11 protein-coding genes are annotated in these 12575 nt (G+C 63.1%); 5 read left to right on the forward strand and 6 right to left on the reverse strand.

All coding sequences use genetic code 11. The features are described 5' to 3' along the window. Window positions 1–50: 50 nt before the first annotated feature. Window positions 51–899, forward strand: a complete 849-nt coding sequence (locus AD670_RS16330; RefSeq protein WP_053134352.1) for a helix-turn-helix domain-containing protein — start codon at window positions 51–53, stop codon at window positions 897–899. Here AD670_RS16330 and AD670_RS16335 read toward each other — a convergent pair whose 3' ends face one another. From AD670_RS16335 to AD670_RS16345, 3 genes are read right to left on the reverse strand one after another with little or no spacing between them, the layout of a single operon-like run. Then, entirely contained in the window at window positions 900–1688 is a 789-nt protein-coding gene (locus tag AD670_RS16335) for an ABC transporter ATP-binding protein (RefSeq protein WP_053134355.1), read from the reverse strand. Next, entirely contained in the window at window positions 1682–2671 is a 990-nt protein-coding gene (locus tag AD670_RS16340; protein WP_053134358.1) for an ABC transporter permease, read from the reverse strand. The genes AD670_RS16335 and AD670_RS16340 overlap by 7 nt, the downstream gene beginning before the upstream one ends. Beyond that, window positions 2658–3716 carry an ABC transporter substrate-binding protein gene (locus tag AD670_RS16345; protein WP_053134362.1) on the reverse strand — a complete coding sequence of 353 codons (1059 nt, stop codon included), beginning with the start codon at window positions 3714–3716 and terminating at the stop codon, window positions 2658–2660. Before AD670_RS16345 ends, AD670_RS16340 begins: the two co-directional genes overlap by 14 nt. A gap of 235 nt (window positions 3717–3951) precedes the next feature. Between AD670_RS16345 and AD670_RS16350 the strand changes: the two genes are divergently transcribed. Beyond that, window positions 3952–4896 carry an aliphatic sulfonate ABC transporter substrate-binding protein gene (locus tag AD670_RS16350; protein WP_053134365.1) on the forward strand — a complete coding sequence of 315 codons (945 nt, stop codon included), beginning with the start codon at window positions 3952–3954 and terminating at the stop codon, window positions 4894–4896. A 335-nt stretch (window positions 4897–5231) separates the two neighbouring features. Here the strand turns inward: AD670_RS16350 and AD670_RS16355 are convergent, their stop codons facing one another. From AD670_RS16355 to AD670_RS16365, 3 genes are read right to left on the reverse strand one after another with little or no spacing between them, the layout of a single operon-like run. After that, window positions 5232–6707, reverse strand: coding sequence for an FGGY family carbohydrate kinase (locus tag AD670_RS16355; RefSeq protein ID WP_053134368.1), 1476 nt, complete (start codon window positions 6705–6707; stop codon window positions 5232–5234). A 5-nt stretch (window positions 6708–6712) separates the two neighbouring features. Continuing rightward, complete coding sequence (locus AD670_RS16360; RefSeq protein ID WP_053134371.1) at window positions 6713–7645, reverse strand: transketolase family protein; 933 nt, start codon at window positions 7643–7645, stop codon at window positions 6713–6715. Next, window positions 7635–8471: a transketolase gene (locus AD670_RS16365; protein ID WP_053134374.1), complete on the reverse strand. Its 837-nt coding sequence runs from the start codon at window positions 8469–8471 to the stop codon at window positions 7635–7637. Before AD670_RS16365 ends, AD670_RS16360 begins: the two co-directional genes overlap by 11 nt. A gap of 362 nt (window positions 8472–8833) precedes the next feature. Between AD670_RS16365 and AD670_RS16370 the strand changes: the two genes are divergently transcribed. Genes AD670_RS16370 through AD670_RS16380 form a run of 3 tightly spaced genes read left to right on the forward strand, consistent with a single transcriptional unit; the run spans window position 8834 to window position 12351 of the window. Further along, window positions 8834–9841: an ABC transporter permease gene (locus tag AD670_RS16370; RefSeq protein WP_027607262.1), complete on the forward strand. Its 1008-nt coding sequence runs from the start codon at window positions 8834–8836 to the stop codon at window positions 9839–9841. Window positions 9842–9891: 50 nt separating this feature from the next. Then, window positions 9892–10824, forward strand: coding sequence for a sugar ABC transporter substrate-binding protein (locus tag AD670_RS16375; RefSeq protein ID WP_027607263.1), 933 nt, complete (start codon window positions 9892–9894; stop codon window positions 10822–10824). Window positions 10825–10839: 15 nt separating this feature from the next. Beyond that, on the forward strand, window positions 10840–12351 hold the full coding sequence (locus AD670_RS16380) for a sugar ABC transporter ATP-binding protein (RefSeq protein ID WP_053134377.1): 1512 nt from the start codon (window positions 10840–10842) through the stop codon (window positions 12349–12351). The last annotated feature ends 224 nt before the right edge of the window (window positions 12352–12575 follow it).

Consider the following 12575-nt stretch of genomic DNA (forward strand, 5'->3'; position numbering starts at 1 on the left):
CACAGAATAGCCAGACTGTTTCGCAATCCGGCCAACTTGCGACCCGCGCCATGAAGCACCATCGTCTTGATCTGCTCGACCCGTTGATGGCCAAGGACGCCGACCTGTTCCCCCGCGCCGTGGTGGCCGTGGGCGCCACCAGCACGTCGGACACCTGGGAACATGCCCAGCACGCGCACCGCAAGGGCCAGTTGATGTACACCCTGCGCGGGGTCATCCACTGTGAAATCGAAGCGGGGATCTGGATCGTGCCGCCCCAGTGCGCATTATGGATTCCCGGCGGTACGCCCCATGCTGCGCGCGGGTCTGGCGAGGCCGAGGTGTATTGCCTGCTGATCGACCCCGACGCCGCCCACGCCCTGCCGCCGCAATGCTGCACCCTGGCCGTGTCCGGGTTGCTGCATGAATTGATCAGCAAGGCCGTCAGCTTCCCGCAATTCTATGACGTGGCCGGCGCCCAAGGCCGCTTGATCAACACCTTGCTGGATGAACTGGCCGCCGCCCCGGTCGAAGCCCTGCACCTGCCCATGCCCCAGGACGCCCGCTTGCGCCGCCTGGCCAACAGCCTGCTGGCCGACCCGACCGACAAAGCCACCCTCGGTCAATGGGCCGTGCGCATCGGCATGAGCGAGCGCAGCATGACCCGCCTGTTACTGGAGGAACTGGGCCTGAGCTTCGGCCGCTGGCGCCGGCAGTTGCATGTGATCCTGTCCCTGCAACGGCTGGCCAAGGGTGAAAGTGTGCAACGGGTGGCTCTGGACCTGGGTTATGAAAACGCCAGCGGCTTCATCACCATGTTCCGCAAGGCGGTGGGCCAGCCGCCGGCGCGTTACCTGGCGGACCGTGCGGGGGTGCTCAGCCCAACCATCCAAACCATTGCGCTGAAAGACGCCCACTGACTACCAGTTTTCGCCCAAGCCCAGCAGGCCCAATATCTGCCGCCGCAGGTCCACCAGGTAAGGATCATCCCGGTGCCGTGGATAGGGCCTATCGATGCTCAACTGTGCCTGGATCTTCGCCGGGCGGTCGCTGAACACAATCACCCGGTTAGCCAGCAGCAAGGCTTCTTCCACATCGTGGGTCACCAGCAGCGCCGTGTAGCCCTGGCGCTGCCACAGGTCGATCAGCTCTTTTTGCATGGTGATGCGGGTCAGGGAGTCGAGTTTGCCCAGGGGTTCGTCGAGGATCAGCAAACGCGGCTGGTTGACCAGTGCACGGGCCAACGCCACACGCTGGGCCATGCCGCCGGACAATTGCCGTGGATAGGCACGGGCGAACTGGCCGAGGCCGACCTTGTCCAGGGCCTCATCGACTTTGGCCGAATGGGTCTTGAGCAGGCCTTGGGCTTCCAGGCCGAGGGCGACGTTGTCCCACACGCGGCGCCATGGGTACAGGGTCGGGTCCTGGAACACCACCACACGGCTCGGGTCCGGCCCGGTGATGGGTTCGCCATCGGCCAACAGCCGTCCGGCGTCCGCCGGTTCCAGCCCCGCCACCAGGCGCAGCAAGGTGGACTTGCCGCACCCCGAAGGCCCGAGTAAAGCAACAAACTCTCCCGGCGCCACGTCCAGGGACACCCGCTCCAACACGGGCAAATGCTGGCCGTCCAGAGCAAAACCATGGCTGAGGTTTTCTATGCGCAGCGCCAATCCTTCCGAAGCCGATACCGCGTGTGCCAGGGCTACCATTTCATCGCTCCTTTCTGCCAGGCCAGCAACCGATCACGCACCAGGAACAACCCGGTGATCAACCCCGAACAGGCCAGCGCCATGATCAGCAGTGCGGCGTACATGTTCGCGTAGGCCGCCCAGCCCTGGGCCCATTGCAGGTACCAGCCGATGCCGGATTTGACCCCCATCATTTCCGCCACCACCAAGGTGGAAAACGACGCGCCCAGGCCCATGAACAGGCCGACGAAGACGTGGGGCAGCGCGGCGGGAATCGCCACTTTGAAAATCAGAAACCCCTGCCTGGCGCCGAGGGTGCGCGCCACGTCGTAATAGGCTTTATCGACGCTGGCCACGCCGGACCAAGTGAGCACCGTGACCGGAAACCAGGTGGCCAGGGCGATCAAAAACACGCTAGCACTCCAACTGCTGGGAAACAGGAAAAAACACAGCGGCAACAACGCCGTCGACGGCACCGGGCCGAGGATGCGCAGCACCGGGTGCAGCCAGTAGCCGATACGCGTGGACCAGCCAATGGCGACGCCGGCGACAAACCCGGTAGCGGCGCCCAGCGCCACCCCTGAGCCCAGCAGCAGTGCCGAATGCAGCAGGCTGTCGGCCAGGCGCGCGTAGTCTTCGATATACACCGCGAGCAAGGCTTGGGGTGGTGCGAAGAACGGCACCGGCAACAGCGCAAGCTTGGCGGTGAGTAATTCCCAGATGCCCAGCAGCACCGGCAAGGCGATCAGCCAGGGTGCGGCCGTGCGCAAGCGCAGCGCGAGTTTCGACAACCTTCGGCCCAGCAGGCTCAGCACAATGAACAACGCTGCCGCGCCAACGCACAGGTTGGCCAAGCCTTGGGTCATCGGCCAATTGCGCACCGCGTTGGGCCAGTAGCTGATCAGCAGCGCAACGGCCACCCAGGCCGCCACCACCGCCGCGCCTTGCCACGCGACCTTGAGTGCCACAGGCGGGTTGAGGATGGTTGCGTCAGTTGAAGACATCGGCGGTGATCTCCTTGGCAAACGCGATCGGGTCGGTGCCTTTGCTGATCACTTCCACGGTTTTCAGGTCGGTGACGTAGGTGGTGATCTCCTGGGTCAGCGCCGCGCCGACCGCGTGGTGGCCGTGGGTGTGGTCGTGGAGGATCGCCTGGACTTCTTCGGTGGAGGTGTTCAGTGCGTAGGCCTGGAAGCCTTTGGCGACTTCCTCCGGGTGCTGCACGGAATAGTCATGGGCTTCGAGGATCGCCTGGGTCAGCGCCGCGACCACACGCTTGTCCTCGCGGACCAATTTGCCGGTGACGCCGACCACGCAGCAACTGAGATTGGCGTATTCCTCCACCAGATTGGTGGACAGCTCCCGCGCCACGCCGGACTTGATCAGGCGGTACATGAACGGATCACTGCCGCTCACCGCCTGCACTTCACCACGCTCCAGCGCCGTGCCGAGCAGATCGGCCGGGTACAGGCGCCACTCCACATCGCGCACCGGGTCGACGCCGTGTTTTTTCAGCAGGATCGAAAAGAAATTGCGGTCCGGGCTGGCCATGTCGGTGACGCCTATGGCCTTGCCCTTGAGGTCTTCCAGCTTGCTCACGCCGCCGTTGGCGGCACTGAGCAACCGCAGGCAACCGCCATGGGTGCCGGCGGTGAGCTTCACGTCAAAGCCCTGCTCCAAGGCCTTGAGCCAGCGCAGCGCCATACCCACGCCTGCGTCGGCCTTGCCGGTGGCGATGGCTTCCAGCAAGACCTCGGTGGAGTTGCCGAAGTTGACCAGTTCCACGTCCAGGTTGTGCTTGGTGAAGAAGCCCTGCCCATGGGCGATCACCACCGGCGCCAGGCACACCGCGTTGAGGTTGACTGCCAGTTTGAGTTTGCGCGGTACGTCGAGGCGGATGAACTCACCGGTGCCGGCAGGCTCCTGGGCGGTAGTGTGGCCGGCGTGTGCGTCGGCGGAAAAACCCAGGCGCGGCAGCGACAGGCTGGCCAGGGTGAGGCCGGCCAGACCCAGGAGGCGGCGACGGGTCAGGTGATCAAAAGCAGCCATGCGAAGTATCCCTATTTAATGGATCAGCCCACTCCAAAGAAAGGCCGAAAGCGTCAAAAAATCCATTTTTATTATATTAATGACTGACTTTTATGAAAGAACCATATAATTCTATGGTTATGCCTGACGGGCAGGAAGCGGATGAAAGCGCCCTAAGCTCAGATCGAAAGAGTATTTATCGAATGGTTTTTAGATCATTAAGCTTGGGCATATTTCGTTGAAAATCGAGCCCACCATGTCCCTTCGTCGTCCCCTCGCCGCTGTATTAGGATTGCTGGCTTTTTCCGTCGCTGTCAGTGCGCAAGCCCAGGAAACCGTGCGCATCGGTTACCAGAAATCCTCCACGCTGATCACCCTGCTCAAGACCCAGGGCACCCTGGAGAAAGCCCTCAAGGCTGACAACATCGATGTGAGCTGGCATGAGTTCCCCAGCGGCCTGCCGCTGCTGGAGGCGCTGAACGTCGGCAACGTCGACATCAGCGCCGACGTGGCTGACACCGTGCCGATCTTCGCCCAGGCTGCCCAGGCCAAACTCACCTACTTCGCCCAGGAAGCGCCCTCGCCTTCGGCCCAGGCCATCGTGGTGCGCAAGGACTCGCCGATCCAACAATTGGCAGACTTGAAGGGCAAGAAGATCGCGGTAACCAAGGCCGCCGGCACCCACTACCTGTTGATTGCCGCGTTGGCCAAGGCCGGCCTGGCGTTCTCGGATATCGAGCCGGCTTACCTGTCGCCGGCCGATGGCCGTGCGGCGTTCGAGAACAATAAGGTGGACGCCTGGGTCACCTGGGAACCCTTCCTTACCAGCGTGCAGCGGCAACTGCCGACGCGCACCCTGGCGGATGGTGCTGGGCTGGCGAGCTACAAGCGCTATTACCTGACCGGCACGCCGTACGCCAAGGCGCACCCGGAAGTGTTGAAGGTGGTGTATGGGGAATTGGAAAAGACCGGCAAGTGGGTGAAAGCCCATCCGCAAGAAGCAGCGAAAGTGCTCGGCCCGCTGTGGGGCAACCTGGATGTGGCCACGGTGGAAGCGGCGAACGCGCACCGCAGTTATCAGGTGCAGCAAGTGACGGTGGATCAGTTGGGTGAGCAGCAGAAGATTGCCGATGCGTTCTTCAAGGCGGGGTTATTGCCCAAGGCGGTGGATGCCAAGGATGTGCAGACCTGGCGGCCTTGAAGGCGGGTGTGATCTAAAGGTGGGAGGGGCGGTGCGACGATTCGACTTGTCCCCGACGGCCATGGGTATCTACACAACTTTCAGACTCTGACAAATATCCCTGTGGCGAGCGGGCTTGTCCCGCGTTGGGCTGCGAAGCAGCCCCCGTAAAGAAGAATGCGGTGTATCAGACACTCTGTAGTGGCTGGTTTTAGGGCCGCTACGCAGCCCAACGCGGGACAAGCCCGCTCGCCACAACAGCCCTATCTGCCGGACGTTCAGTGTTGAGTCAACGTTATGTAGATCCCTATGCTCATCGGCGGCAAGCCCCTCCCACATCTGGTTTGCATATGCGGTTAGAGGAGTGTGCGGGCTAAAGCCTTTTTCCACTCTGCGTAGCGCCCCGCCATCGCCGGATCCTCCTGCGGCTCAAAGCGCTCGCGCTGGCGCTCCAACTGCCCCAGCGCCGTATCACTCGCCCATACGCCCAACGCCCGACCCGCCAGGTGCGCTGCGCCCAATGCCGAGACTTCCGGCGACAGGCTGCGCACCACCGGGCGTTGCAGCAGGTTGGCGAGGAACTGCATCAGCCAGCGGTTGCGCGTGACGCCGCCATCCACCCACAGTTCCTTGAGCGGGCTGCCGATGTCTTGCTGCATGGCCTCGAACACATCGCGAATCTGATAGCCGATGGATTCCAGCGAGGCGCGCAGGATGTGCGCGCCGGACGTGGCTTCGCTCAACCCGCAGATCAGCCCACGGGCGTCGGCCTTCCAGTGCGGTGCGCCGAGGCCGGACAACGCCGGGACAAAATACACGCCGCCGTTATCCGGCAATTGCGCGGCCTGTTCGGTCAGCGCATCCAGGGATTCTCCCGCCACCAGCTTCGATGCCCACTGCACGGCAGCGCCGGTATGGACGATATTGCCTTCCATGCCGAAGGTGGGTTGGCTGCCGTCATGCCAGGCCAGAGTGGTCGACAGGCCGTGGGTGGAGGCAATCGGGCCGCTCATGGGCGTCATCAAGGAAGAGCCGGTGCCGAGCGTGGCCTTGACCAACCCCGGCGCGAAACCGCCCTGCCCGTACAGCGCCGCATGGGAATCGCCGATCATCGACATCACCGGGATACCGGCGGGCAAGCCGCCCACGGCGACCGTTTCGGCGAAGAACCCGGCGCTCGGCTGGATCGGCGCCAAGGCCGCAGCAGGAATGCCGAACAGCGCCAACAGCTCAGGATCCCAGGCACAGCTGTGCAGGTTGAACAGTTGGGTGCGTGCGGCGTTGGAATAGTCGGTGGCGAACACCTGGCCGCCGCTGAGTTGCCACAACAGCCAGCTGTCCACCGTGCCCAGGCAGATCTCCCCGGCAGCGGCGCGGGCGTGGCCATCCTCAAGGTGATCGAGAATCCAGCGAAATTTGCCCGCCGAGAACATCGGGTCCAACGCCAGACCGGTCTTTTCCAGGATCAGCGCTTCATGGCCCTGCTCATGCAGTTGCGTGCACAACGCCGTAGAGCGTCGGCACTGCCAACTGATGCACGGCGACAATGGTTCACCGGTATGCCTATCCCAAGCCACCACCGATTCACGCTGGTTGCTGATTGCGAGCGCAGTGATCGGACGATCCACCTGGGCCAGGCATTCTTCAATCGCAGCCAACGTGTTTTGCCAGATCAGCAGCGGGTCCTGCTCGGAAAACCCGGCCTGGGGATGGCTGATGCTCAAGGGCCGCGAACCGCGCGCAATCACCTGGCCAAGTTCGTTGACCAGCACCGCCTTGGCGTTGCTGGTGCCTTCATCTATCGCCAGGATCAGCGGGGCGTTGTTATTCATTGAGTTCACCGCAACCGAGTGGCAGCCGCCACGATCCCAGCCGCGTCGATGTTATGCAAGGCGCGGGTCGGTTCGCGGGCACCGGCGGCGGCGTACTCGCCATCGCCGATACCCAGGCGGATCAGGGCAATGCCCAACCCGGCTTCGGCCAGCACTTCGGCGACCAGACTGCCGACGCCGCCATTGATGTTGTGTTCTTCCACGCTGATGACCGCGCGGGTACCGCTCAAGGCGCTGAGCAATACATCACGCTGCAAGGGCCGGATCGACGACAGGTTGATCACCTGCGCCTGGATGCCCTGCTCCGCCAGCAATGCCGCAGCATCCACCGCTTCATGCACCACCGAGCCCAGGGCCACGATGCTCACATCGGCGCCCTGGCGCAGGATGTCTACCTGACCGGGCACAAACTGATAGTCGGCGCCGTGCACGTCGGGCAAGGCCTTGCCGTCGAGGCGGATATACACCGGGCCGTGGTAGCGCAGCGCGTAATCGACAATCTGACGGCACTCGACGGCATCGGCCGGGGCGAAGATCTGCACATTGCCAAACCCGCGCATCACCGCAATATCGTCGAGGCTGTGGTGGGTGCTGGCGAGCGGGCCATAACTGGTGCCGGCATTCAGGCCGAACATCTTCACGTTGGCCTGGTTGTAGCAGACGTCCACCTTGATCTGCTCATTGGCCCGCGAGATCAGGAACGGCGCCGCGTTGCAGGTGGCGGCGATCTTGCCACCCAGGGCCAGGCCCGCCGCGACGCTGACCAAGGATTGCTCGGCAATGCCGACGTTGATCAGCCGCTCGGGAAAGCGCTGGGCAAACGGGCCGATCTTGGCCGTGGAGGTGGAGTCGCTGACCACCGGCACTACGTCCAGCCCGGCATCCACGGCAGCGATAAACGCTTGCACCATGACGCTCGCCAAATGTTCACTCGCCATGGTTCAACTCCTCCAGTGCTGCGTTGATTTCATCACCCTTGGGCACGCGGTGGTGCCATTCGGGGCGGGCTTCGATAAACGACACGCCCTTGCCTTTGATGGTGTGGGCGATCAGCACCTGGGGCGCGCCGGTCTTGGTCTGCATGCTTTCCAGGGCTTCGATCAATTGGCCAACATCGTTACCGTCGCACTCGCTGACGCGGAAGCCGAAGGCCGCCCATTTCACGTCCAGCGGGTCCAGCGGCATGATCTCGGCGGTCAAACCGGCAAGCTGCAGTTTGTTTTTGTCGACGATCACAAACAGGTTATCCAGGCCGTACTTGGCCGCCGCCATCGCCGCTTCCCAGTTGGAGCCTTCGGCCAGTTCGCCGTCGCCGGTCAGCACGTAGATGCGTTTTTTGCTGCCGGACATCTTCGCCGCCAAGGCCAGCCCGACCGCCACCGGCAAACCGTGGCCGAGGGCGCCGGTGTTCAGTTCGATGCCCGGGGTTTTCTGGCGTACCGGGTGGCCGGGCAGGTGCGAGTTGAAGTGCTGGTAGGTGGGCAGCCACTCGGTGGGGATGTAGCCCGCCTGCGCCAGGCAACAGTACAAACCGCCCACGCCGTGGCCCTTGCTCTGGATATAAATATCGCGCTCGGGGTCTTCGGTGCGTTCCGGGCCGGTGTTGAGGATGCGGAAATACAGGGTGGCGAGGATGTCGGTTTCGGAAAGATCCGCCCCGGTGTGGCCGCCGGCCGGTGAGTCGGCATTCAGGCGGATCACATGGCGACGGATCAGGCGGGCCTGTTCCTTGATCTGGTGGGCGTCGTACTGGAAGGCATTCATGCAGCGGCTCCTTTGAGGCTGACCACGCGGGGTGAAAGTGTCCAAGGCTGTCTTTGAATATTTATTCAGCAGTGACAATATATTTCTATTTAGACGCCGATCCTCCAGCAGGTCAAGTGAGCGGACCGCCGAAAAATCAAATAAAACCCGGAAATACCCCTCGGACAAACGGCCAAAATCCCACGCCGGCTCATCTAGCCCGTGGCTTTGCGCCGTGCAAAAACACCGGATCAGAGGCATGCAAGAAAAATTAAGCGCTTGACTTTGACACGGTGTCACTGGAATCTGAATTAACAGTCAGGCACGCATAAATATTCAAGGCGCCTGAAAGCACTCCAAAAAAAATAAATCAGGAGAACACTGTGGACGCCAAAGCTATTGTCCAGCACCCGGCCGAACTCAAGCCGCCACCCCGCCCACGTATTGTGAAACTGCTGCCCAGTAACATCGGCGGCCCGTTGATCGGGCTGGTGTTGCTGGTGCTGGTCTTCTCCTTCAGTTCCGAATTCTTCTTCTCCTTGCGCAATGGCCTGAACATCCTCGATCAGGTCACGGTGCTGGGCATCCTGGCGATCGGCATGACGGCGGTGATCGTGATCGGCGGCATCGACCTGTCGGTCGGCTCGGTGCTGGCCTTCTCGATGATGATGCTCGGCTGGCTGTATCAGGATCAGGCGGTGCCGTTGGGCTTTGCGATTCCGATCTCGATTGCCAGCGGTATGCTCGCCGGGCTGGTGTCCGGCGCGTTGATCACCTACGCCAAGCTGCCACCCTTTATTGCCACGCTGACCATGATGTCGGTGGCCCGTGGCCTGGCGAATATCCTTACCGAAGGCCGGCAGATCGTCGGCTACCCGGACTGGTTCACCAGCCTGGCGACGGTGCGCCACTTTGGTTTCCTCTCGGCCACCGTGGGCCTGTTCCTGGTGATGCTGGTGGTGGCCTGGGTGTTCCTGCGTTTTCGTGCCGGTGGCCGCAATCTCTACGCCATGGGCGGCAGCCCGGAAGTGGCGCGGCTGTCGGGCATCAAGGTGCGTGCGATTACCTTGTGGGTGTACGCCATCAGCGGTGCGCTGGCCGGCATCGCCGCCGTGACCCTGGCCGCGCGCCTGGACTCCTCGCAACCAAGCGCCGGGCTGAGCCTGGAGCTGGACGCCATCGCCGCCGTGGTGATTGGCGGCGCCAGCCTCAGTGGCGGCGTCGGCAGCATCGGCGGCACCCTGGTGGGCGTGCTGATCATTGGCGTGTTGCGCAATGGCCTCAACCTGCTGGGGGTTTCGCCCTTTATTCAACAAGTGGTGATCGGCGTGGTCATCGCCCTCGCCGTCACCATCGACACCCTGCGACGCCGCTCCAGCACTGCCCGTTAAACCTGTTCGACAGTTGACACCCTCCAACAATAAAACCAGGAGTCACCGACATGTTCAGCCCCAAGAAATTGCTGTTGGCCACCGCTCTCGCCGCCGCCACCCTCACCGCTGCCGGCACCACCTGGGCCAAGGATTTGACCATCGGCCTGGCCGTGGCCAACCTGCAGGCCGACTTCTTCAACCAGATCAAGCAATCGGTAGAAGCCGAAGGCAAAGCCAAGGGGGTCAAGGTGATCACCGTGGACGCCCAGGGCAACTCGTCCACCCAGGTCAGCCAGATTGAAGACCTGATCACCCGCCAGATCGATGTGCTGATCTACATCCCGGCCGGTGCCACCGCCGCCGGTGTGCCGGTGAAAGCCGCCAAGGCTGCGGGCATCCCGGTGATCGCCGTGGACCGCAACGCCCCCGACGCACCGGGCGACACCTTTATCGCCAGCGACAGCGTGGCCGGCGCCAAGACCCTGGCCGAGTACGTGGGCAAGATCACCGACGGCAAGGGCCGCATCGCGATCCTGCAAGGCCAGATCGGCACCACTCCCGAGAATGATCGCGCCAAAGGCTTTGAAGAGGGCCTGAAAGCCTTCCCGGATCTCAAGGTCGTCGCCCAGCAACCGGCCGAATGGGCCCAGGACAAAGGCTTCGCGGTGGCCCAGGACCTGCTCCAGCGCGACCCGAACATCACCGTGTTCTTCGGCCGTGCGGATGCCATGGCCTTGGGCGCTGCCCAGGCGGTGAAAGTCGGCAACCTCGATCACAAGGTGGTCGTGGTCGGTTTCGACGGTGACGTGGCCGGGCTCAAGGCCGTGCAAAGCGGTGTGCTGAACGCGACCATGACCCAGCAGACGCAAAAAATGGGGCGCCTGGCCGTGGCCTCGGCCATCGACCTCAAAGCCGGCAAGACCTTGCCCAAGGAGCAGTTGTTGCCCACCGTGCTGACCACTAAAGAAAACGTCGCGCCGTTCCTGCAACAGCACCCGTAAGCCTCGGAGGTCGTCATGCAAGCAGCCGCTGTGGACACCGCTCAATCTGACGCGGTGCTGTGCCTGCGCAATATCAGCAAGGCCTACGGGCCGGTGCAGGTGTTGTCGCAGGTCAACGTGGACATTCGCCCCGGTGAAGTACTGGCCCTGCTCGGCGAAAACGGCGCGGGCAAGTCGACCTTGTCGTCGATCATCGCCGGGCTGGTGCAACCGGAAGCCGGGGGCAGCATGACCTGGCTCGGCGCGCCGTACGCGCCGGCTTCACCGGGGGCCGCGCTGGGGGCCGGGATCGGCCTGATCCACCAGGAAATCCGCCTGCTGCCGCAATTGTCGATCGCCGAGAACATCTTCGTCGGCCGCCTGCCCATGCGCCGTGGACGGGTGGACCGCGAGTACATGGAGGCCCAGGCGCAGATCCAGTTGGAGCGCCTGGGGCTCAAGGTGCCAGCCTCGCGCAAGGTCGAAGGCCTGAGCGTGGCGGCCCAGCAACTGGTGGAAATCGCCAAGGCGCTGACGCTGAAGGCCAGCCTGTTGATCCTCGATGAACCCACCGCCGCATTGGGTGGCGAGGAAACCGAGCTGCTGTTCAAGCAGGTGGAACGGCTGAAGGCCGAGGGTGTGTCGTTCATCTATATCAGCCACCGCCTGGAAGAAATCGCACGCATCGCCGACCGCGTGCTGGTGCTGCGCGACGGTCGCCAGATCGCCCTGCACGCCACGGCCCAAGTGCCGGTGCGTGAGTTGGTGGAGCAGATGGTCGGGCGCAGCCTGGAGCGGATCTTCCCCGCGTTGCAGGCGCCGCAGGAGCAGGTGATGTTGCAGGTCAAGGATTTGAGCTGCCGTGAGTTTGCCCTGCATGGCATCGACTTCAACGTGCGCGCCGGCGAGGTATTCGGCATTGCCGGCGTGGTCGGCGCCGGGCGAACCGAACTGGTGCGCACCATTGCCGGAGCGGCCCAGGATATTCGGGGCCATATGGTGCTGGATGGCGAGGTCCGCCAGTTGCGCTCGCCCTTCGAGGCGATCCAGGCCGGCGTGGTGCTGGTGCCCGAAGACCGCAAGCAGCAAGGCGTGGTGGTGGAGCACCGTATCGAAGACAACCTGATTTATGGCAACACTGATTTGCTGGATAAACGCGGTTGGGTGTTCCCTGCCCCACTGCGCGAATTTGCACGCACGGCGGTGGCGCGACTGGGGGTGAAAGGTGCGCCGCAGTCGCGGATTTCCAGCCTGTCCGGCGGTAACCAGCAGAAGGTGATCATCGCCAAGTGGCTGGCGCGAAACCCCAAGGTGTTCATCCTCGATGAACCGACACGCGGCATCGACGTGGGCGCCCGGGCGGCGATTTATGAAGTGATCGCGGACTTGGCGGCCAAGGGCATGGCGGTGATTGTGGTCAGTTCCGACCTGGATGAAGTGCTGGGGTTGTCCCATCGGGTGATGGTGATGAGTCGAGGACGGCAGATGGGGATTCTGGAGCGCGGCGAGGCCACCCCGGTTGCGGTCATGGAAATGGCCACCGCCTAGGAACCCGGTCCTCACAAACAATGGCGATCAAATGTGGGAGGGGGCTTGCCCCCGATGAGCATGGGTATCTACACAACGTTGGCTCAACGCTGAACGCCCGGCAGATAGAGCAACTGTGGCGAGCGGGCTTGTCCCGCGTTGGGCTGCGTAGCAGCCCCAGTAAGGAAGAACGCGGTGTATCAGACACTCTGTGGAGGCTGGTTTTGGGGCTGCTTCGCAGCCCA

It is taken from the genome of Pseudomonas sp. MIACH (assembly GCF_001269925.1).
Classification (GTDB): domain Bacteria; phylum Pseudomonadota; class Gammaproteobacteria; order Pseudomonadales; family Pseudomonadaceae; genus Aquipseudomonas.